Annotated in this window: 21 protein-coding genes; 12 read left to right on the plus strand and 9 right to left on the minus strand. The window is 36.0% G+C overall.

Features of this window, described 5'->3' with window-relative positions; translation table 11 throughout:
* The first annotated feature begins 35 nt into the window (after window positions 1–35).
* The 5 genes from EGI26_RS01740 (at window position 36) to EGI26_RS01760 (ending at window position 6,778) form a co-directional block, all read left to right on the plus strand.
* Window positions 36–854 carry an enoyl-ACP reductase gene (locus EGI26_RS01740; RefSeq protein WP_255075946.1) on the plus strand — a complete coding sequence of 273 codons (819 nt, stop codon included), beginning with the start codon at window positions 36–38 and terminating at the stop codon, window positions 852–854.
* Between the two features lie 75 nt (window positions 855–929).
* On the plus strand, window positions 930–1,847 hold the full coding sequence (locus EGI26_RS01745; RefSeq protein WP_255075947.1) for a 1-phosphofructokinase family hexose kinase: 918 nt from the start codon (window positions 930–932) through the stop codon (window positions 1,845–1,847).
* A gap of 27 nt (window positions 1,848–1,874) precedes the next feature.
* Window positions 1,875–3,335, plus strand: a complete 1,461-nt coding sequence (locus EGI26_RS01750) for a glycoside hydrolase family 32 protein (RefSeq protein WP_255075948.1) — start codon at window positions 1,875–1,877, stop codon at window positions 3,333–3,335.
* A gap of 105 nt (window positions 3,336–3,440) precedes the next feature.
* The gene (locus tag EGI26_RS01755; protein ID WP_255075949.1) at window positions 3,441–3,824 is read left to right on the plus strand and encodes a hypothetical protein; all 384 of its coding nucleotides are present in this window, start codon (window positions 3,441–3,443) and stop codon (window positions 3,822–3,824) included.
* 323 nt (window positions 3,825–4,147) lie between these two features.
* Window positions 4,148–6,778, plus strand: a complete 2,631-nt coding sequence (locus EGI26_RS01760; protein ID WP_255075950.1) for a valine--tRNA ligase — start codon at window positions 4,148–4,150, stop codon at window positions 6,776–6,778.
* A gap of 153 nt (window positions 6,779–6,931) precedes the next feature.
* On the opposite strand, the gene EGI26_RS21285 is transcribed toward EGI26_RS01760, so the two are convergent.
* The 7 genes from EGI26_RS21285 to EGI26_RS01790 form a co-directional block, all read right to left on the minus strand.
* Entirely contained in the window at window positions 6,932–7,213 is a 282-nt protein-coding gene (locus EGI26_RS21285) for a LytTR family transcriptional regulator DNA-binding domain-containing protein (RefSeq protein ID WP_409035349.1), read from the minus strand.
* A gap of 310 nt (window positions 7,214–7,523) precedes the next feature.
* A complete protein-coding gene (locus tag EGI26_RS01765; protein ID WP_255075951.1) occupies window positions 7,524–8,138 on the minus strand; it encodes a response regulator transcription factor in 615 nt (204 codons plus the stop codon).
* The gene (locus EGI26_RS01770) at window positions 8,131–9,918 is read right to left on the minus strand and encodes a 7TM-DISM domain-containing protein (RefSeq protein ID WP_255075952.1); all 1,788 of its coding nucleotides are present in this window, start codon (window positions 9,916–9,918) and stop codon (window positions 8,131–8,133) included. The genes EGI26_RS01765 and EGI26_RS01770 overlap by 8 nt, the downstream gene beginning before the upstream one ends.
* 409 nt (window positions 9,919–10,327) lie before the next feature.
* Window positions 10,328–11,110, minus strand: coding sequence for a matrixin family metalloprotease (locus EGI26_RS01775; protein ID WP_255075954.1), 783 nt, complete (start codon window positions 11,108–11,110; stop codon window positions 10,328–10,330).
* Between the two features lie 102 nt (window positions 11,111–11,212).
* Window positions 11,213–11,503, minus strand: a complete 291-nt coding sequence (locus tag EGI26_RS01780) for a LytTR family DNA-binding domain-containing protein (RefSeq protein ID WP_255075955.1) — start codon at window positions 11,501–11,503, stop codon at window positions 11,213–11,215.
* A gap of 191 nt (window positions 11,504–11,694) precedes the next feature.
* Window positions 11,695–12,660, minus strand: a complete 966-nt coding sequence (locus tag EGI26_RS01785) for a hypothetical protein (protein ID WP_255075956.1) — start codon at window positions 12,658–12,660, stop codon at window positions 11,695–11,697.
* A gap of 2 nt (window positions 12,661–12,662) precedes the next feature.
* Window positions 12,663–14,948: a hypothetical protein gene (locus EGI26_RS01790; RefSeq protein WP_255075957.1), complete on the minus strand. Its 2,286-nt coding sequence runs from the start codon at window positions 14,946–14,948 to the stop codon at window positions 12,663–12,665.
* 165 nt (window positions 14,949–15,113) lie between these two features.
* Here EGI26_RS01790 and EGI26_RS01795 point away from each other — a divergent pair, with 165 nt between their 5' ends.
* The 4 genes from EGI26_RS01795 (at window position 15,114) to EGI26_RS01810 (ending at window position 17,801) form a co-directional block, all read left to right on the plus strand.
* Window positions 15,114–15,380, plus strand: coding sequence for a hypothetical protein (locus EGI26_RS01795; protein ID WP_255075959.1), 267 nt, complete (start codon window positions 15,114–15,116; stop codon window positions 15,378–15,380).
* Window positions 15,381–16,110: 730 nt separating this feature from the next.
* Window positions 16,111–16,776, plus strand: coding sequence for a sensor histidine kinase (locus EGI26_RS01800; protein ID WP_255075960.1), 666 nt, complete (start codon window positions 16,111–16,113; stop codon window positions 16,774–16,776).
* A 6-nt stretch (window positions 16,777–16,782) separates the two neighbouring features.
* On the plus strand, window positions 16,783–17,427 hold the full coding sequence (locus EGI26_RS01805) for a response regulator transcription factor (protein WP_255075961.1): 645 nt from the start codon (window positions 16,783–16,785) through the stop codon (window positions 17,425–17,427).
* A gap of 5 nt (window positions 17,428–17,432) precedes the next feature.
* Window positions 17,433–17,801, plus strand: a complete 369-nt coding sequence (locus EGI26_RS01810; RefSeq protein ID WP_255075962.1) for a TfoX/Sxy family protein — start codon at window positions 17,433–17,435, stop codon at window positions 17,799–17,801.
* A gap of 307 nt (window positions 17,802–18,108) precedes the next feature.
* Here the strand turns inward: EGI26_RS01810 and EGI26_RS01815 are convergent, their stop codons facing one another.
* A complete protein-coding gene (locus tag EGI26_RS01815) occupies window positions 18,109–19,323 on the minus strand; it encodes a dipeptidase (RefSeq protein WP_255075963.1) in 1,215 nt (404 codons plus the stop codon).
* Between the two features lie 116 nt (window positions 19,324–19,439).
* Window positions 19,440–19,961: a hypothetical protein gene (locus EGI26_RS01820; RefSeq protein WP_255075964.1), complete on the minus strand. Its 522-nt coding sequence runs from the start codon at window positions 19,959–19,961 to the stop codon at window positions 19,440–19,442.
* A gap of 54 nt (window positions 19,962–20,015) precedes the next feature.
* Between EGI26_RS01820 and EGI26_RS01825 the strand changes: the two genes are divergently transcribed.
* The 3 genes from EGI26_RS01825 to EGI26_RS01835 all read left to right on the plus strand — a co-directional run bounded on the left by EGI26_RS01825 (window position 20,016) and on the right by EGI26_RS01835 (window position 22,946).
* On the plus strand, window positions 20,016–21,071 hold the full coding sequence (locus tag EGI26_RS01825; RefSeq protein WP_255075966.1) for an acyl transferase: 1,056 nt from the start codon (window positions 20,016–20,018) through the stop codon (window positions 21,069–21,071).
* Between the two features lie 104 nt (window positions 21,072–21,175).
* Window positions 21,176–21,637 carry a redoxin domain-containing protein gene (locus EGI26_RS01830; protein WP_255075967.1) on the plus strand — a complete coding sequence of 154 codons (462 nt, stop codon included), beginning with the start codon at window positions 21,176–21,178 and terminating at the stop codon, window positions 21,635–21,637.
* Between the two features lie 70 nt (window positions 21,638–21,707).
* Window positions 21,708–22,946, plus strand: a complete 1,239-nt coding sequence (locus tag EGI26_RS01835) for a metallophosphoesterase (protein WP_255075969.1) — start codon at window positions 21,708–21,710, stop codon at window positions 22,944–22,946.
* Window positions 22,947–22,970: the final 24 nt, after the last annotated feature.

Here is a 22,970-nt window from a genome sequence, read left to right on the forward strand (position 1 = left end):
AATTTTAAATATAAACCGAAAAACCAACCAATATTATGGCATACGGATTACTAAAAGGTAAGAAAGGTATCATATCAGGTGCATTAGACGAGAATTCTATCGCATGGAAAGTGGCATTGAAAGCAAAAGAGGAAGGAGCAATATTTACGCTTACAAACGCCCCAATAGCCATGAGAATGGGAGAAATTAATAAATTGGCGGAAGTTTGTGAAGCTGAGATCATTCCTGCAGATGCCACAAGTATTGAAGATATTGAGAATCTCTATGCCAAATCAATGGACGTTTTGGGTGGAAAGGTAGATTTCGTGTTGCACTCTATCGGTATGTCGCCAAACGTGCGTAAAGGCAGAGCCTATGGCGATTTAAATTATGATTTTTACAAGCAAAGTGTAGATATATCGGCCATGTCTTTTCACAAGTTTTTGCAAACTGCAGAGAAAATGGATGCCATAAATGAGTGGGGTTCGGTAGTTGCTTTGACCTATATGGCTGCACAAAGAACATTCTCATTTTACAGCGACATGGCAGATGCCAAGGCCATGCTGGAGTCTATTGCGAGAAGCTACGGCTATAGATATGGAAAGTTGAAAAACGTAAGAGTAAATACAGTGTCGCAGTCGCCAACCAAAACCCGTGCTGGTGGAGGTATAGCAGGATTTGATTCATTTTATGAATTTGCCGAAAAAATGTCTCCTCTTGGCAATGCTTCGGCAGATGCTTGTGCGGATTATGTGTTGACATTATTCTCTGATTTTACTAAAATGGTGACCATGCAGAACCTTTTCCATGACGGTGGTTACTCTATGACTGGAGTTTCAGCAGAATTGTTGGAAATGATAAAGCCTGCTGAATAAGAAAATATCAATATTTGATATTAAATTTGAACACCTGACATTCTCAGGTGTTTTTTTGTTTTTAAAAGAAATGCAATGACCAAAATTATCACCCTGACCATAAACCCAGCGGTTGACAAAAATACCAAGTTTGAAGGATTGGTAGCGGAGCACAAAATCAGATGCGAGCAGCCAGTTTATGATGCGGGTGGTGGTGGAATCAATGTTTCCAAGGCCATAAACCGATTGGGAAGCGAATCTACTGCTTTTTTTCCTGCTGGTGGACCCATTGGTGATTTACTGAAATCTTTGGTAAAAAAAGAAGGGGTGGTATTTGAAACTATTGAATCAAAAGCATGGACTAGGGAGAATTTTATAGCGGTTGATACCACTACCAACGCTCAATATCGATTCGGTATGCCAAGCCCTGAATTGACTTTAGAAGAATTTAAGGAAATTTTGGAGAAAGTTAAAAACCAAAATCCAGAAATATTGGTGGTAAGCGGAAGCTTGCCAGAGATCCTGGCTTCGATAATCTTTAAACGCATATCTGAAGTTTTTGGAGAAAAGAAACCCAAAATCGTAGTGGATACTTCGGGCGATGCATTAAAGTTTGCTCTTGAAAATGGAGTATATTTAATAAAACCCAACCACAAAGAATTAGCAAAACTACTTGGATTGGAAAAAATAGAACCTAACCAAGTAGAAAGTGCTGCCAAAGCTTTAATAGCAAAATACAATTGTGAGATTGTGGTAGTTTCTATGGGTTCAGAAGGGGCTATGCTTTTTGATAAAGACAACGCACACTTTGTAGCAGCTCCCAAAGTAGAAAAGAAAAGCACCGTAGGTGCAGGCGATAGCATGGTGGGCGGTATGGTGTGGGCTTTAAGTCAAGATTCATCACTCATAGATATTCTTAAATGGGGCGTAGCCTGCGGCTCAGCTGCCACTATGAATGAGGGTACGCAGTTGTTTAAAAAAGAAGATGCCGTTGATTTGTATTTTTCATTGTAAATTTTACCAAAAAAGACCTAGAATATTATGAAAACCCTGTTTTTAAGTGTATTAATGGCTATTACGTTTCTTAATTCCTCTGCCCAAGTACTCCGTCCAAACTATCATTATACGCCACCCAAAAACTGGGTGAATGACCCGAATGGATTGGTTTATATCGACGGAGAATACCATTTATTTTATCAATATAATCCTTTTGGCGATAAATGGGGACATATGAGCTGGGCTCATGCAGTGAGCAAGGATTTACAAAAATGGGAAACTTTGCCGCTCGCTTTGCCAGAAATCCAAAACGCTGACGGAAGCACTACCATGATATTTTCAGGCTGTGTGGTAGTAGATAGTTTCAACACTTCGGGGCTTTTTGCAAAAGGATTTAAAAAAGGGCTGGTGGCTGTTTTTACTTCTCATGTATCTAAACCGGGGCAAGATCTGGCTCAACATCAAAGCTTGGCTTATAGCTCTGACAAAGGTCGAACTTGGAAGTATTTCGATAAAAACCCAGTTTTGGATATTGGGCTAACCAATTTCCGAGACCCAAACGTGATTTGGTGGCCATCTGAGAAGAAATGGGTAATGACAGTCGTGAAACCTTTGGAATACTTGGTTCAGTTTTATTCTTCAAAAGACCTAAAGAAATGGACTTTTATGAGTGAATTTGGCAAACAAGGCGATATGAGCAAGATTTGGGAGTGTCCCGCCTTAGTAAAAGTGCCTATAGAAAACTCGAAGGAATCAAAATGGGTACTGATGCTTTCTAGTGGGCACCGACAGGCTGGATATTTGGCCATGCAGTATTTTGTGGGCGATTTTGATGGAAAGTCTTTCAAATCTCAGAAGCAAAACGAAATTTTTTATTTGGACGAAGGCAAGGATTTTTATGCCGCCATTCCGTTTTATAATTTACCCAAAACGCAGAAAAACCCAATAATAATAGGCTGGACAAATGACTGGGAATACGCCAATGACATACCAGCTGATGAAGGTTATAGAGGTGGTTTTTCAGTAGCTAGGAAATTGAGTTTGTATAACTCAAGAGGTGTATTTAAGTTTAAGCAAGAGCCGATTATTAACCATAAAGTAAAAACAGAAACCTTAACTTTATCCAAAAACTACGTTTTGAATTCAAATCTCGGTGAAAAAACACAAAACTCTTATAGATTAAATCTGGAAGTAGATTTGACAGCTTCCAAAGGTTTTGATTTGCAGTTATTGAAGTTTGAAAACCAATACTTGCTTCTGAGTTATGATGTTTCTACAAATATGTTTTCGATGGACAGAACAAAATCAGGCAAAGTAGATTTTAGTAAACGTTTTCCGAGTATAGAAACCATCAAGATTCTTCCTCAAAATAATAAACTCCAGCTTGATATTTTGGTCGATAAATCGATAGTGGAAGTTTATGTTAATGGAGGTAAAGTAGTTTTAACTGATCTTGTGTTTCCTGTAAATCAAGCAACTAAGGAGATATTTAGCTTTTTTAAATAATTTAGAGTGTTACAATAGTGATATCATTTATGTGAGATGTTGACTTATATCATTCTTTTCCACTGATAGTTTTGCTTGCTTTGAACAAACAAAACAAATACAATAATGGAAACCAAAACATATTTTTTTGATTTACACGAAGATCATATAGAATGGCTGAAGGCCTTAGATTTTTATCAAGACGAATTATTCATTTTTAAGAATAGACTGGCCGAGGTAAGTGCCAAGAATAGTTCTGTGGAAGTGAAAAAAGAAGTTGAGAAATATCAGAATAAGTTTATCATTCAAAAAAATGAAATCGACAATCTGAAGCACTATATTCATGGTGCAGAACGTGATATGGAAGAAGAAATCAAGAAAAATCCGGTAGCGGTAGATCACAGAAAAACGATTGAAGATACTAGCATTAGGGATAAAATGGAGATATTTATTAAGCTTTTTATGGAATTGAAAGAAGAGTTTAATGAGTTTGTTGGTAAGAATTTGTAATTATTAACGGGTGTTTTTAATGACAGGAATTTCCTCAAAAGAGCCAAACGCAATATTTGCGTTAGCGACAAGCTGTTTTTCTGAAAATATAGTTTGTCGCTAATTTAATTTTTATTCCATAATAAAATATTAATCCATTTTAAAAGAAGGATTATATTTAACTACACCCAATTTTTCAAAACCTCTTCATTTTTTGTTATCAGAAATTTACATTTTAGATTCAGTTTTTTACAACGCAAACTTCCAAATGGCTCCCATCGATTTTCTGCCACTAATTCCTTATTTTTGCAAATTATTAATTTTTGGTTCAGCTAACTCAGTAAATGGAAATTTCAAAAACATATAGTCCGAAAGAAATCGAAGATAAGTGGTATGCTTATTGGGAAAAAAACAAATTTTTCAAGTCCACGCCCAACAAAGACAAAGAACCTTACACGATAGTCATTCCGCCGCCCAACGTGACCGGAGTGCTACACATGGGCCACATGCTCAACAACACTATTCAGGACGTGCTCATCCGTAAAGCTCGTATGGAAGGCAAAGAAGCCTGTTGGGTGCCTGGTACCGACCATGCATCTATAGCCACTGAAGCTAAAGTTGTAGCCATGCTCAAAGAACAGGGCATCAATAAGGCAGATTTGACCAGAGATGAGTTTTTGAAATATTGCTGGGAATGGACCGAAAAATACGGAGGAATTATCCTGAAACAATTAAGGAAACTTGGAGCTTCGTGTGACTGGGACCGCACCCGTTTCACAATGGAAGAAAACCTATATGATGCTGTAATTGATGTTTTTGTGGATTTGCACCAAAAAGGTGACATATACCGAGGCTATCGCATGGTCAACTGGGACCCACAAGCCAAAACTACGGTTTCTGACGAAGAGGTAATCACGAAAGAAATGCCTTCGAAATTGGTGCATATCAACTATATCGGAGATGATGCAGAGGTAATTATCGCCACCACACGTCCGGAAACCATCATGGCAGATGCAGCTATTTGCGTACATCCAGATGATGAGAGATATAAAAACTTAATAGGAAAAAAAGTAAGAATTCCTTTAATCAATAGAGAAATCACAATCATTGCGGACGAATATGTGGAAATGGAGTTTGGAACCGGCTGCTTAAAAGTAACTCCGGCTCACGACCAAAACGACTTTGCCCTGGGCGAAAAGCATAAATTGGAAGTAATAGACATTCTGACAGATGATGGAAAACTCAACGAAAAAGCCCAGATTTTAGTTGGAGAAGACAGATTTGTTGCTCGAAAAATGATAATCAAAATGCTCGAGGAATCTGGCAACTTGGTGAAAGTAGAAGAATACAAATCCAACGTAGGAACTTCGGAAAGAACCGGAGCTGTTATTGAGCCAAAAATCTCATTGCAATGGTTCCTGAAAATGGAGCGGGTGAGCAAGCCTGCCCACGAAAACGTGATGAACGACACCATTCAGTTGATTCCACCAAAATTCAAAAATACTTATAACCACTGGATGGAAAACGTGCGTGATTGGTGCATCAGTCGCCAGCTTTGGTGGGGTCATCGTATTCCCGCTTATTATTTAGCTGATGGAACTTGCATTGTGGCCAAATCATTGGAAGCTGCCGTTGAAATTGCCAATACTCAACAAGGCAAAAACGTTACAGCCACTGATTTCACGCAAGACGAAGACGTGCTGGACACATGGTTTAGTTCGTGGCTGTGGCCTATTTCTGTTTTTGACGGTTTCAAAGACCCAAATAATGCAGATATCAACTATTATTACCCGACAAACGATCTCGTAACCGCTCCGGAAATCCTTTTCTTCTGGGTGGCTAGGATGATAATCGCTGGATATGAATATAAAGGTACTTATCCGTTTAAAAACGTATATCTAACTGGGATAGTAAGAGATAAACAAGGCCGTAAAATGTCTAAATCATTGGGCAACTCGCCTGATCCTTTGGATTTGATAGATAAATTTGGGGCAGATGGCGTTCGTACAGGAATGCTTTTCAGTTCACCAGCCGGAAATGACCTGCCTTATGACGAAAAACTCGTAGAGCAAGGTCGTAACTTTTCCAACAAAATGTGGAATGCCTTCAGATTGGTGAAAGGTTGGAATGTTTCCTCAGAAGCTTCGGCCAATCAAGGAAATAAAGTCGCAGTTGACTGGTTTAGAGCCAAACTCAACTCCGCAATTGTTGAGGCCCTCGACCACTACGACAAATTCCGTATGTCGGATGCCCTTTTGGTGACTTACAACTTGATTTGGAATGACTTCTGTTCGCAATACCTTGAAATGATTAAGCCCGCTTATGTGGATGGACAAAGCTTGCCGATATATCAGGAGACGTATGACGCCACACTTGGATTCTTCGAGGAATTGATGCGTCTAGTTCACCCATGGACACCGTTTATTTCTGAAGAAATATGGCAAAATATTCAGGAAAGAGCCGGAAATGATTCTATCTGTATCCAGGAATTCCCGAAAGGAGGAGCGTTGGATACAAAAATATTGGCCGACTTCGAAATCTTGTTTGAGTTGGTTTCTTGGGTGCGGAATACCCGGCAGTCAAAACAAATGTCGCCAAAAGATTCCTTGCCATTGAGCATCAATACCCAGGATGCCAGCAAATACGATCATTTAGAGGATTTGATGAAAAAAATGGCTAACCTTTCTGAAATCACTTTTGTGACATCTTCTGTAAAAGGAATGAGTTTGGTAATAAAAGGCGACGAATTCGGCATAGATTTAGGCGAAAACCTAGACGTAGCCGCCGAAATTGAAAACCTCAAAAAAGAGCTAGAATATACCCAAGGCTTCAAAAAATCAGTTGAGGCAAAACTCGCCAATGAACGTTTCGTAGCCAATGCAGCACCTGACTTGGTACAAAGAGAAAGGGATAAACTCGCCGATGCAGATGCTAAAATTAAAGCGATTGAGGAGGCTTTGGGGAGATTGGGTTAAGTTCTTAATTGTATTGTTTTAATATTGAAAAAGCACACTGACCTTTTGGGTTGTGTGTTTTTTTTGCAATTTCTAAGGAAGTAGTTCTTAATTGAGAAGAATTGGAGGATGTGGATTTAGTAGCTTTTTACAATTTTATTTTCTAACTCTTTCCTAAATAATTGAAGATTTCCTCCGCCTTGATACTACAATTCTCTCTCCATTTAGCATTAAAACTTGATGTAAGCCACGCTCATTTTCTACTTCAGAAATGTATAACGGATTTATCAAGTGTTTCCGACTAACTCTTAAAAAGCCTTGGAATTTTTCTTGGTGCCTTAACAAGGTATTGCTGGATAAAAATTTCTGACCATTTACTAGATGAAATTCCGTATAGTTTACATCACCCCGTAAGAATAGGATTTCATGTGCTGGTGGGATTTTTTGAGAAATCATGGTATTGTTTATAAAAACGTGTAGAGGAAAAATACTTTTTGGGTTATATTTTTATTCAAATCTAGTAGTTTTCAGATAAGGGTTCAATACCCCATTTGGGGTATTTTCAAAAAAATAGATTTTTCTATTTGCATAATTTCAAGGATTTCTTAAAATTTCGTAATTCTTTTATAATCAGTACGATGATTTGAAGAGTTTGATACTTTCAGGTGGTTGCACTGTTCAAATTTGTATCTTTTAAGGATTTTAAATTAATATAAATGGTGAATTTTTGAGGTGTTAATCAAAACTGCAGCAAATTCTTAAAAAATTAATATTTTAAAACTTCTATTAATTCTAACACATTTGAGATGCCAAGTTTGGTGTAAATATTTTTTCTATGAGTTTTTATGGTATGATAACTTAGATGGAGTTTCTCCGCAATCTCGTTGTTATTTAGGCCTTTACAGATTTCGTATGCGATTTCCAGTTCTCGGTCGCTTAAAAAGTGCTTGTCGCCAAAGCCACTGGCCACTGGGACTGATTTTTCATTTATTAATTTCAAAAAACAGTTTCCTCCGTTAAATACCGTCTGAATACCACTAATCAAGAAATTGGAATCACAATCTTTTAATAGATAGCCGTCCATTTCAGCCTCTTTGGCTTGTCTTAGGAATACCGAATGCTCATACATGGTAAGAATTATGACCTTTATTTTATTGAATTCCAGCTTAAGTCTTTTGCCTAATTCTATACCGTTTATGCCATTTAAGTTAATATCAAGCAAAATTAAATCGGGAGAATTGGATTGTATCGTAGAAATAATTTCGTTGATTTCTTTTAATGGTCCTAGGATTTCATAATCACGTTCTTTTAAAAGAAGCTCCTTTAATCCCAAACCAAACAGTAGGTGGTCGTCAACGATTAGTATTTTATGTTTATTCATATGGTACTTCAAGTATTACTGTTGTTCCGTTTGAATTTGAATCAAAATTAAGACTGGCATCCAAATTTTTAGCTCTAGAGAGCATATTCTGCATTCCCAAACCTGTCAATGAAGTAGAATTTTCAAATCCTCGGCCATTATCCTCTACAATCAGTGTCAATTCTTTATCATTTTGTATGAACTGCACCAATACTATGGTTGCACCGCTGTGCTTATGGATATTTTGAATAATCTCTGAAAGAATTCTGTAGATATTCAATGAAGCCTTAACCTCCAACTCTAGGTCTTTGGTGTTTTCTAAGAACTCAAATCTGATTTTCTTAGAGTTATTACCTCTTATGAGTTCTTTAATTGAATCTATTAGGCCAATTTTTTCAAAATCTGGGGGCATTAAAGCATGCGAAATACGACGCAAATCATCGCCGGACTTTTGAGTTAATTCTTTAATCTGTTTTGCATCTTCGGAGTTGAGAAGATTTACCATTTTTGAAAGAACAATATGTTTCAGACTTGCCAAAGTACCTCCCAAGTCATCATGAAGGTCTCTAGCTATACGTTTTTGTTCATTTTCTTGTATCTCAATTCTCGACTCCAACATTTCTAGTTCGGCCTTCAACAGTCTCTTTTGAATTTGCTTACTCAAATATCTTTCTCTAAAAATCAAAGCAAAAAGTATATAGAGCATCTCTACACAAATAGAAATACGGAATGCTTCAAAAAATTGATTCGGCACTTCCATAATACCAAAAACATTGGTTAGGCCCTCAATCATACCAGTTGTAATCAATGGCATGGCCATAAAAAAGTAAATTCGAGTCAAGAAGCTCCTTCTGAAGTTTGAAATCAGACTCCAGATAAGATAAAAGATAGTGGAAAGAAAAAACGAGAGTTTTAAATATAACAAAGGTTTTATGGCAGACCAAGTAGGAAATAGAGAAACAAAAACTGTACAAACAAAAAGTATATCTATTAGCTTTGAAATGGCCCTATTTCCATATTTTCTATCTGGATCAATAAACGACGTACCAAATCTTACAAAAGTATAAGTACTTATAAAAACAAATATGTTTACAAAGTAATTGATAATTACCGGCTGGTTATTCGTAAAATATGCTGGGGAGGAAATTCTGATAGTATAAAAAATAAAGAAATTGACGGCATAAATGAGATAAAGAACTAAAGTTTTGCGGTCTCTTTGAGAGGTATAAAAAAGATTGTACAAACAATACAAAATGGCTGTAATCAAAGCCATCGTGACCAAACCGTCATAAAACAAATAGGAGTGATAATGTTGATAAAACTGTTGTGTACTAAATAGATTTAAAGGCAAACGAACCACCTGATACTGATTTCTAACCCGATAAAATACTGTATCTCTTGAATTCGGACTCAAGGAAACCTTAAATGCATGCAAATAGCTTGGAAGTTCCCTGTTTTGGATTGCAGTTCCCCAACCAGCTTCTTCTTTATTCCATTTTCCTTCTTTCTTTTTATAGAAATCTACTTTCTCAAGAATGATTTGATCTGTACTCAAAATCACCTCCTGAGTCTGATTCGTATTGTTTTGTAAGACCAGCTTAACCCATAAGTTTCTTCTCAAATGCCCATATCCTATTTCTGGACCGTTAAACTTTTTGAAGGATTTGTTACCTAAAACATCCTCAAATCTGAGCGTATCGGTATCGTCCACAAAACATTCTACCGACTGAGCATTCACCTGCTTCGGTATTTTATTCAGTACCTGTTGCTCCTCGAATGTGCATGCATTTAATAGAGGCAACAGGATAAGGGCTTTCCAGAATTGGAATTTCAGTAACAATGGGAAACGCAATGTTTTTATATCTTCAGGTTCTTTTATGGTTAAATTTAGTTATTAAAGACGGCATACTCGGCAAGGTTGTTATAATATTTTTAGCGTAACTTTGACGAATTCTTCTATCCAATAAAAGAATGTGTGCAAACGCTCCTACTATGGTTATTAATAATCTAACAATATCTGAATGCGGTGTTTGTCATAACTTTGGACACTTAAAAAAAACTTAAAATTAGTTTACACTTTCCAAAATTCGGTTTAATTGGAGGCCATATTAAGGTTAATGAGAAGGTGCTTGGAATTATTAAGATAGATTTAATAATTGGAAAAAGCACACTGGCCTTTTCGGGTTTGTGTGCTTTTTAGAAGGATGTTTTTAAATATTTCCGACTTGATGAAAAGATCGAAACAATACAATTTTAGTTCCATTTATTCGAGTTAACTCTCCTTTCCATACTTGTTCATAAAGAGATTTCAAATCTTTTTTATCATCATTAGTCAGTCTTGAGTTGGGGCCATAGTTCATAATACTAAATGGTTGATGTTTGCCAAAAATAACGCTAGGATAACCTGTTTCACTAATATTTGCAAAAAAATGTCTTAATCCAAAAATATGACCTATTTCATGAATAAGGGTTTCTACTTGTTCTTCTTCACTTTGCGTGAACATTTTAGGGTGTATTACTAATTCATGTCTACCGCTATCTGGGAAAAAAGCACTTGCTAGGACACAACCATTAATATTACAATTGTCTGGACGAATTGTGATTTCAAAATCCCAAGCTTCAACTCTTTCACTAAACGTTATAGGGGAAGAATCTCCCCAAGCCAGAAGAGCTTTCGAGAATAATTTCCTAATTTCATTTTTTGCATCTTCTGGATTTTCAAAATATATAAAAGAGTTATTGTTAAACCTCCAACGTAGATTAACATTCTTTGCCCATAAAGGAATAAAACCTTCAGATGCGTCTAGTACTAATTCAGCTGGATTTGCATTATTTGGAGTTGGATAACCTTTTACATCCGTATTGCAAATATGGTTCTTGCCGTATGTATGTAGTATAGATTTTTCAGATGAAAAATAGCTTTCTTCTTTATTTTGCAAAAAAGATGAGTTTTCTTTTACGGAAGATTTTGTGATTTTCTTTTTTTCTTTCATGATTTTTTTCTTTTTTGATTTTTATGAATTGAATATTCAAACAATTTTATTTTTGTAACGCAGTGACCTTCTAATTAGTAGAAATTGAATTCCCTTTGGACATTAGTAATTAAGTGTTTTTATTTTTCGTCTACTCATTTTTAATTCCTTTCCATTTGATAATACCACGAATTTGGCATCAGCAGCTATTCGAATTTCTCTTATTACATTGGGATTAACTAAAAACTTTCTGTTAATGCGTTTAAATGTTGCCATATCTGGTATTTCTGCAATTCTTTTCAAAGTGTAACTTACTATTTTCTTTTTACCATCTGAAAGATGAAAGATTGTGTAATTGATGTCAGCTTCTAAATATAAAATATTTATATTATCTGGGTATTCTATTTTTATCATGGCCTCTTGGTTTATTTTGATAAACCAAAATTCACAAGAAAACTCTATTGACTTTAGGTGGTAATTGCGGATTTTATAAGGGTGTTTTTACGGTATTCCTTCTTCAATTTCTACTTGACAGATAACAAAAAGAAACCCCTTCTCAGCATAAGACTAGCCAAGAAGGGAACTCTTTAGAAGGTAAATGTTACTTACTTGAATAACAAACTAACTGTAGTGTCTTGGGATAGTTTTATTGGTTTTTCGAGAAAGGTATATGTTGTGTCAATCTTATTGTTTTTTAAGAAATATCCTTTTGAGGCAATATATAGATTTTGGTTAACCGGTAAATCAGAAAATTGGTATTCACCTTTATTGTTGGTTTTGCCAGTTCCGATATATCCTGCAACTGGGTTGGATTTTAGATTTGGAAGAAATAATGAACTTGAAAATATAAATGTTTCAATTCCTGAGACTACATCACCTTGGCTATCTAAAACTTTAATATTTAGTTTGGGTGATTGTGTTGGAGGCAAAATTGACAAAAGAATTTCCACTTTATCTTTATTGGTAAGGTCAACAACCTCAATTTTTGAATATTGCTTATTTAATCTTGAGACTAAGTAATATTTTGATGACGTCAGATTATAAAATATCGCTTTCCCTTTTTGATTTGAGTTTTGCCTGGTCTGAATTAATCCCTCCGGGTTTTCATTTGCAATGGTTTTTGCCTGAGATTCACTTATAAACAAATAGACTTCAGCATTGTTGATAAGGTCTGAGTTGTCTTTTATAGTTACAACTATTTGTTTACCCGAGTAAATTGGTGTGATAGAAAAATTTGCAATTTGTGACTCATTATTAAAATTCTGAACCTTTCTATATTTTATACCCCCAATATTTTTTTCAGCAATCAAATACAAGGTTTTTTTATTTTTTGACGGAAAGTATTCAAACTCAAACTTACCCAAACTATCTGTTTTGGTAGAAATCAAATATGGACTTCCTGTTGAGTCATTAGAAATGTAAACATCAATATTTTTTTTATCTTGTATTTCAGTTTCAAGGACATTATTCTGTATTTTTATTTCACCTTTTATACTGCCTGAAACATACAAATCACCTTCTTTACAACTCCAAAAGGATAATATGACCAAAAGAATTACATTTTTTTTCATTTTCAAAAAGGGTTAATAAATTTAACTAATTTTCCCAAAATACTTACATCAGTGGTCAAAGCAAAATATCCACGATTTAGCAAAGGTCTCTCGGAGGCTTTCACTAATTTGCCATTTTCAAGTTCATATCTGTTCTGAAAATACATATTACCCCCTACTTGAAGGTTGAGACCTGGAATTATATCAAAACCTACCCCAAGGAAATAATTCCTCAAGAACTTATATCTCACACTTAAACTCCCACTCACTGATACTGAGTTAATAAAGGCATTTCCCCTCAGGTATTTATATGGAAAACCATAATCTGTTTGTTTCTTTGACTTTGGGGTTCTGGTTTGGTTAAAGCCTTTAAATGGATAATATTTAACCCCCACCAAAATATCTAATTGTTCGGGATTAGGATTGCTAACAAATGTATTGGTGGCGGCGTCAAAAACAGAAGTATTTCTTGGGCTTGGCACATATGCTATGCCTGCAAATGGCCAAGAGCGTTTTAGATCGTAGGTTTTGTATTTTTTTGAAAGCTCGAGCGTATCTGTTGTTTTTCCATTATTGGTCTTTATTGAGTAGCTGATTTCATTGGCTCCTTTTTTGCCATTAGCGGATTTTGGTTTAATCCATTCTGAACGCATCAAAGTGTCCATTGAAAAGGTCTTTGGAAGCTCTAATGTGACAGGTATTTTTATAGATTCATGCCACTCCTTAAGTTTGCTTGTGTTTTTAAAATTACTTACTTCATTTCTTAAAATTCCCAATGAATCTAATGAATCATTTTTTTTAGAATTCCAAATATTTTGACACAATTTTTTGAGGTCTTTTCCTGTCTTGAGATTTGAATTGTTTGTATTTTTATCACATGGAACCATTTCTTTTGCTAAAATATTTCCTAAGCCTGAAAATTTTTTGTTTGATAAACTGGTATCCAAAACTTGATCAATTATCCCATCAACTACTTCTGCAAAAGGCGTTTTAATTTCATACCCTTTTACTGTTTCTGTGGAAAATACCTTGGTTCCTTTGGGAATGTTATGGACCGTAGGACTAATCTGATCTATGTCTGATATTAAACTAGGAATAAGTTTTTCACTATTCTTAATTTCGATATCGTTATTGTCACTGTAATGTCGCATCCAGTTGATTTCGGAAGAATCAGAGATAAAAAACTTTATTTCATTCAAAATAGTACCATTGTTTTTTAACGAAGTTTTGAAACTATTGAATGAAGTTAATTGACCTTCTAAACCGGTTAATTTCTTTTTTTCTATATCTAAACTAACATATAGCTCTTCCAATTTTTTTAAGTTATCAGAATCAATTGGAGGATGGGTCTTGACATTGGCGGTTTGCCTGTCTTTGATTTGCTTTTCCAATTTTTCAATTGTGGATTTTGAATTTGAGATAGAACTTGAAAGATTCTTTTCTGGTAAACCGAGAGGATTAAAAGATGGATTGGAGCCAGATAATAGCAAAGAAGCTTTGAGAATCTCTTTGTTTGGTTCAATAACTAGCTTGGTTATCGCCGAATCTAGTTCTTTTCTGGTGTCTTCTAACGTCAGTAAGTTATACATAAGCTCCCATGGATATAAGGAGTCCTTTCTTATTTTAACATCATAATCAAATTTTGTTATCAATGAGTCAATTACTTTCGCTTTAAGGTTAAAAGAATTTACTAAAGTTTGAATTTGTGGTTTAAATTTATCCCAGTTTTGGAATTTATGTTTGCTAATTCTGCCGAGGTATGTTGTATCAAATTGCCATTTTAGATTTGGTTTTATGATTTGGATTTTAAATTCTCTAGTCTTATGAACAATTTTATAATTAGTTAAAGAATCCTTGAAGATTGAGTCCGTAATTGAATTCAATTTCAAGTGGTAATTCCAATTTAAATTTTGAAATAGCTTTTTTCTGTAATTAGAGAGACTTAAATTATCAGAAAACAATTTTGGTAAAAGGTAATGTGAATTAAACTTATCTAAGTTCTGGGAATACGATTTCAAAGAATCATTAAGTGATTCCAACTGATTTATAGTTTCATGATCTCTAAATTCTGACGAATTGCCTAAAGGTTTTATTGAAATTTCATCATCCTTAAACAACAAATGTGGTAGTAAACCTGAGATATTCCCCTTTTTGTCATAATTGATGGTATAATTTGGAGTTTTTTTAGGTTCAAATTGTACTTTCATGTCCTTTCGAATAAAATCAAATTCCTTACCGAGTCTTTGGGCGAATAAATTTGATGATGTTAATAAAAGTAATGCCGCCGTTCTTACAATTAATGCTTCCATGATTACAAAAAATAGGGTTTTAATTCTTTACAAATTTACTAGTGAAGTTGAACCTTATCCTAGGTGAAAAATACCCTAAATTTGATAGAGTTTAAAAGGGTGTTTTTCACGTAATCACAAACAATTATTGTGAATAATTTTACACAATAACTAAACAGTTTGATTATGACCAAATTTATTTTTGACAGAAAAAAATTACAAGACTTATTAAATGACTCCAGTAATACTGGTGATTTTGTCGTGGTTAATCTATCATTTGATTGCGATGGTGACGGAGATTACACCTTCCCTGCTAGAGTAACTGCATCAATCTCTGATGGACAACTTGATGAATTGGGAACAATAAAAACTGGAGAAAAAGAAGAACCAGGATGTCCAAGCCCTCCAGGATGTACTACAAAATCAATTAGAAATAAATTGAACATGGTGTGAAATGGTTTCTAATTTACAGTGATATAATTGCCCCCTCATTTTTTTTGATAATTATACTTATTAAGTTGATTCGGAAAGAAAATTATGGGAGCAATTATATTTTGGTATATGCTATAATCCAAATATTGTTAAACAGTATTTGTGACTATATTGACTTTGTTGATGGTAATAATTACATGTATTATTACATAAATCAGGTTTTAACTTTAATAACTCTTGGCTTCCTTTTTAAATCATTGTTAAGTCAAAAGAAAATCCTAAGTGATTTCTTTTTTATTATTTGTGTGATTAGTTCCTTATTTTATTCTGACAATATCACCAATTCATTTGCAAGCTTTCCATTCGGGATTTTATCAGTATTTATTATCATCAATAGTTTATATTACTTTAAAATAAAGTTTAGCAACGTAGAATTAAATTATTTGTATGCCAATAAGAGCTTTTGGTATGTTGCAGGACTTTTTATTTATTTTTCGAGTAATTTTCTAATATTCATTTCTTACAATAATTTAATTTCCAAATCTGAGACTATAAATTACGCTTATATTCTTTGGCTGTTTCACAACTTAATTTTTACACTTATGTTTATTATTTTTTCACTTGTAGAATTATGGCCATTATTCCAAAAGAGATTCAATTAATACTAGAAATAACAGTTTTAATATTAAGCCTTGTTATTTTTATAGTTTTCCTCGTAATTAATAATCAAAGAAAAGTTAACTCTTTGATTTTGGAAAAAATTAAAAGAGAAAAGTTATACGAACAAGAAATCCTAAACGCAGAAAACGAAATTCAAGACGCCACCATGAAACACATCAGCCGTGAGCTGCACGATAATGTGGGGCAGATGCTAACTTTAGTCAAAATTCAACTCAATAATCTTTCGGAAGAATCGCCTGAGAATAAGAAGATCAATGATTCTAAAGAGTTTGTGAATAATGTTTTGACGGATATCAGGGCACTGTCAAAGAGTTTGAATAGTGACAATCTTTTACATGAAGGACTCGAAAAAGCCATTGGATTTGAGGTGGAGCGGGTGAAAAAGTTGGGCAACTATGCTGTGAAATTCTCTGCAAATACCGGAATTGTATCCGTTGACCGCAAAAAGGAAGTTTTGATCTTCAGGATTTTTCAAGAATTGCTCCAAAACTGTTTGAAACATGCCAAGGCAAAAAATATCGAAGTTAGTTTGGAAGAGACAATACAATGCCTTAATTTGGAGGTGGTTGACGATGGCATTGGATTCGATTTCGACACAAAAATTCAGAAAAATGGCTTTCAAAGTGGTGCGGGACTGAGTAACCTTATCCACCGGGCTGAATTGATGAATGGCAATTTGATTTTCGAACGAGGAAAGGTCAGCGGCACCAGAGCCCATTTAACCATTCCCGTTTAAAAACCTATGACAACTATTGCCTTAGCGGATGATCACCACCTCATTCGCAATGCCCTCGTAGAACTAATTAATCGTTTTGAAGGATTTCAAGTCATCTTTGATGTTGCTGATGGTCAACAGTTCATGGATTATCTTCAACAAAATCAAGCCCCAGACATTGCACTTATCGACATCAATATGCCAGAAAAAAATGGCTATGAAACCACAGAATACCTCACAAACCATTACCCGCAAATCAAAACTTTGGCCCTATCGGTTGAAGATAATGAGGAGTCTATCATCAGAATGTTGCGATGTGGGGCCAAAGGTTATTTGTTGAAAGATACGGATACCGTGAATTTTAGAACTGCATTGGAGATTGTTCGTGACAAAGGATATTATCACAGCGAGTTGGTATCCAACACTCTCCTTAGAAGTCTTCACAAACCGAATGGTTCTACAACCAAACCTGTGATTCAATTTCAAGCCCGTGAGCAAGAGTTTTTAGAATTGGCTTGTTCAGAGCTCACTTACAAAGAAATAGCCGATAAAATGTGTCTTTCACCTAGAACTATTGATGGTTACAGGGAGAATCTATTTATAAAATTGGAGTTAAAATCTCGTGTGGGCTTGGTACTTTTCGCTATTAAAAATGGATTAGTAAATATTTAAAAACCATGTCCTACTCCCAATCCCTCGCTAACCGCATACGAACCAGCCTACAAAACCTCGATAATGTGGAGGAAAAGCAAATGATGGGTGGTTTGTGTTTTATGGTAAACGACAAAATGTGTGTGGGTATCATCAAAGATGACCTCATGTGCAGAGTGGATCCCGACTTGAAGCCTGAACTTTTGGAAAAGCTAGGTTGCTTCGAAATGATGTTTACAGGCAGACCTATGAAGGCCTTCGTGCAAGTAGATGAAACAGGCCTAAGAACCCAAGCCGATTTCGATTTTTGGATACAACAATGTCTCGACTACAACCCAAAAGCTCAGGCCAGCAAAAAGAAGAAAAAGAAAGATGGAACTTACTCAATTGGATGATTTTCTTATTTTGCTTAAATAAGCCTCGCTTAAGGTTTTAGCAATGAACTTATCGACAAGATAAAGTACTAAATGTTCCTTATATTTTCTGTGCAGTCCGTTGAAAAATTTAACCACTCCAATCAATTTAATATCTTTGATGCAAATGTGAAATTTTTCAGAGGATCATTGCACAGAAAGTGTTTTTTTTGTTTTTTGTTTTTTTTTTAAAAGAAAGCCTCGCTGGCCAAGCGACGAAAGTGATTTACAAATAGAAACTATTCTAATCAATTCTAAGTATCAACGAGGTTCAACAAAAATAGGAAATCTACTTCCCAGCATAAGCCAACACCTTCTCCCAAACTCTAAAAATATTACCGGAGCAAATTTTCTCAATATCAGATTCTAAATATCCGCGTCGAAGTAGTTCAGCCAGGAGGTTTGGATAATCACCTACATCTTTCAGACCGGTTGGAAGACTATTTCCCACCCCATCAAAGTCAGAACCGAGTCCTACATGGTCTATTCCTGCCAGTTTCACTACGTTGTCTATGTGGTCTGCCACTTTTTTTACATCGGCAAATGCGAGCGGATGTTTTGCAAAGAACTCGTCTATAATCGGTTCAGCCGCTTCGTCACGGGCTTTTAGGCCCTTTTTATCAAGAATGGTTTTAATTTCAGCTTGTAGACTTTTTCTGTATTCTGTCACTTCCCTGGATAAGAATGTTGAACCGAAGTTGATCATAATTACCCCGCCATTTTTGCCCAATTTCGTTATCATGTCGTCCGACATATTTCTTTGAAAATCAGGGGTGAATTTCCTTGAGGACGAATGAGAAGCTATCACAGGCACTGGCGACATTTCCACCACCTGATAAAAAGTATCGTCAGACACATGCGAGATATCCACCAAAACACCTTCTTTATTCATAGTTTTTACCACTTCTCTGCCAAAAGGACTCAGGCCTTTCCAGGTGTGGGTGGTGTCGTAGCTTGAATCACATATTCGGTTGTCTTTTCCATGGCTGAGTGTTATATAACTGATGCCTTTGGCCCTATATTTGGCCACATCAGCCACTTCTCCTATTGGTGAGCCGTTTTCCATACCCATGGGGAGGGCTATTTTGCCTTTTTTGAATATTTCACGTATTTCTGCTGGAGTTTTGGCCACTTCAAAGTAGTCGCTTTTTTCAGTGGCTATGTAGTTGACCATCGTTATGAGCGAATCCGCCAATTTTTGAGCCCCTTGCGTATCATAACTTGCTGGTATGTAAATCGACATAAACGGTGCAGAAAGTCCACCTTTTTTGGCTCTTTTATAATCAAAATCACCTTCTTTGGTTTCTACCGGTATACCAGTAAATTCCTTTTGCATCTGAAAATTCTTGACTTTAAGTCTATAAGGCAAATCCACATGGCCATCTACCATGATGTATTTATGAGCCAATTCATCGGCTTTTTTCTGATAATCTGATTCTGGAGTTTTGTTTACTTTACAAGCAAAAATAGTAGCAGATATGCCAATTAGATAGATTTTTTTCATGATGAAGAAAGGGTATTTTTAAACAAGATAAAACCCTTAAAACTATTCACCAAATAATTAGGAAACTATACCGAAGAAATTATAATTCATGGTGGAATTTTCCAACAAAACTAGCATCAAAGTTGATTCAATACGATTGGTGTGGTTTCAACTGTATTGCTTTTGTTTCCGGCACGGTCTTTTATGTATACCTCAAACTTCACAGTGTCTTTTTTTACTGGCCAGAAAGCCGTTTCTATTTCTATTCGATAGCGTAGGGTACCCTCTATAGGGCCAATTTTATCGTCGGTCTTGAGTCTTGGATAAAAACCCGATAGAGTTTCGAACGTATTAAACTGCGTAAAAACGCCCTTCGTTTTCCGGAACGATTTCACCACATAGTTGTAGTCGGTTTGTGGTACTTTGCTTCCAATTTCTTCTGCATTGAAGCCCAAGTCGCCATCGCCATCTTGAAATTTTACTGAAACTATGATGGAGTCTTTTTTTGCTCCTGTAAACTGGTCAAGCCTAATGTCTTTGGTGATAGAGGCAAACTCGATGTTGGGTGTCATGGAAAAATCAGGCTCTTTGTAACAAGAACTGAGGGCTAAAATTGCCAAGCCAAAAAATATTAAATCTTTAAAATGCTGCTTACTCATGTGAGAAAACTTATTTTTGTAAAAATAATTAAAACCAAGGACATTTAAACAAAAATGACCATCAGAGACGAACTCAAGGCTGCTTTGGTACAACTCGACCAGAATCCATATTCTTTCGAAAAACTCGCTCTGGAGGTTTTTAGGTTTCAGTTTGCCCAAAATCCAGTGTACCATAGGTACGTCAAGTTTTTGTATAAAGATATAAAAAAAATTGACCGCCTCGAAAAAATTCCGTTTTTGCCTATCGAATTTTTCAAAAATCATCAAGTGATTTCTGGCCAAGTAGAGCCGCAAATAACTTTCGAAAGTAGCGGAACAACATCTGCTAATACGAGCCGACATTATGTAAGCGACTTACCCTTTTACGAACTCATGAGCCGCAATACTTTTGAGGCTTTTTATGGCCCGCTTACTGACTTTCATGTGTTTGCTCTTCTGCCTTCTTATCTCGAACGAAATAACTCTTCGTTGGTATATATGGTTCAAAACTTTATTTTTCACAGCTTCAGTCAGTTCGGTGGATTTTATCTGGATAATCTCGATGAGATGATTGAAAACATGACAGAGGCGGCCAAGGATGGAAGAAAAATACTGTTGGTTGGCGTTACCTTTGGCCTTTTGGATTTGGCCGAAAATGAAGTTTTGGCGGAGAAAATCAAAGCCATTTCAGATAAAGTTATCATTATGGAAACTGGCGGCATGAAAGGCCGACGTAAAGAAATGGTAAGGGAAGAACTGCATGGGGTTCTTACAGCTGCTTTTGGTGTAAAATATATTCACTCCGAATATGGCATGACAGAGCTGCTTTCGCAGGGCTATTCCAAAGGCGAAGGCGTTTTCTATTTGCCCAAAACCATGAGGATTTTATTACGCGAAATCAACGACCCCTTTACATATTTGCCCAGTTTTGCTCTAGGCGAACCCGACCAAGACGTAAAATATAGGGGACGAACGGGCGGAATAAATGTGGTAGACTTGGCCAATATAGACTCTTGCTCTTTTATCGAAACCAAAGATTTGGGGAGTTTTACACCTGACTACGAAGGCTTTAAGGTTATGGGGAGATTTGACAATTCGGATATCCGTGGCTGCAACTTGATGTTGAGCTAAAAAGCCTTTCAAATCTCAGGAAGGCCTTTCGTCCAAAAAAAATCACCAAAACAAACCTTTATTCTAAAAATTGAGTTTAACATTTATACAAAAAAATAAAAACTATGACATTGAAAATAGGCGACGTAGCTCCAGATTTTACATTGGTTTCTTCAGACAAATCACAAGTAAGTCTTTCAGATTTTAAAGGCAAAAAAGTTGTTGTATTGTTCTTTCCAATGGCTTTTACGGGAGTTTGCACCACCGAATTGTGCTCATTGCGTGACGACATTGCTACTTACAGCTCATTAAATGCCGAAATCTTGGCTATTTCAGTAGATTCACCATTTACCTTGGGTAAGTTTAAGGAAGACCAAAAACTACCTTTTCCATTACTTTCTGATTTTAACAAGACTGCAAGTGCCGCTTATGGAGCTCAATACGAAGAGTTTGTTTTGGGCTTGAAAGGTGTAGCAAAAAGGTCTGCGTTTGTTGTAAATCCTGACGGAACTTTGGCTTATGCCGAGGTGTTGGAAAGTGCCGGCGATTTGCCAAATTTTGACAACGTAAAAGCCGCTTTGGCTTAATAATAAATACTTTAGGCTGTCTTTGAAATGCTCCTTTGGCTTTCCGAGGCAGCTTTTTTTTATACAAATTATGAATAGGATATTTTTTTTAGGAGTCACCATATTGGTATTTTTACTGATAGACTACTACTTTTTTCAAGCCGTAAAGATTGGTATCAAAGGTCTGGCAGAAAACACCCAAAAATGGATTAAAATCATTTACTGGAGCATTCCCGTTCTCTCGCTTTTGATTTCGTTTGGAGGCATGGTGCTTTACCCTGAATATCTAAGTGCGAAAGTCAGGAATTTGATGGTGGCTTCTGTTTTTATTATATATATATCCAAAATAATGGGGGCCGCTTTCTTATTGATTGGAGATATCGTAAATATTATCAAGAACTTAGGTCTAAAAGCTACTGGTAATGCCGAGCCAGGAAGTCCGATAATTGGTCGGGGTGAATTTTTGGCTAAAGGTGCTATGGCTGTTGGTGGGGCTCATTTGGGAATTATGGCCTACGGAATTATCTCAGGAGCACATGATTACAGAGTTAAAAAAGTGCCTTTGTATCTGAAGAATCTACCCAAATCTTTCGAAGGCATGACCATCGCACAGCTCTCAGACATACATTCAGGAAGTTTTTATAACAAAACTGCCGTGCAAGGTGGGGTGGATATGTTGTTGGCACAAAAACCTGATGTGGTGTTTTTTACGGGTGATTTGGTGAACAATGAAGCCAAAGAATTGAACGATTATTTTGATGTTTTCAAAAAAGTAAAGGCTCCATTGGGTGTTTATTCAACACTCGGCAACCACGACTATGGCGATTATATACCTTGGGACAGCGAAGAAAAGAAGGTCAAAAACCTTGAAACGCTCATTGCTGGTCATAAACAAATGGGTTGGGATATTCTTATGGACGAAAACCGCAGCATCAAACTTGGTGGCGAACAGCTGGGTATTGTAGGAATTCAGAACTGGGGCATGGGCGGTTTTAAGAAAAAGGGTGATTTGAAAAAAGCACTGGTCGGTACAGAAGAATACACCAACAAACTTTTGCTATCGCACGATCCAAGCCATTGGAGAGCCCAAGTTTTGGGTAAAACAGACATCGATGCTGCTTTTGCTGGTCATACACACGGTATGCAATATGGAATAGAAATCGGTGGATTTCAGTGGAGTCCCGTACAGTTTCGTTACAAAGAATGGGCCGGTCTATATAAAGAAAACGATCAGCAATTATACGTAAACCGAGGTTTCGGATTTTTGGGATATCCTGGTAGAGTAGGTATTTTACCCGAAATCACCGTTTTTGAATTGAAAAGAGCCTAAGAATCTTACATCTATAATTTACGA

It is taken from the genome of Lacihabitans sp. CCS-44, from assembly GCF_024343735.1.
Taxonomy (GTDB): Bacteria; Bacteroidota; Bacteroidia; order Cytophagales; family Spirosomataceae; genus Leadbetterella.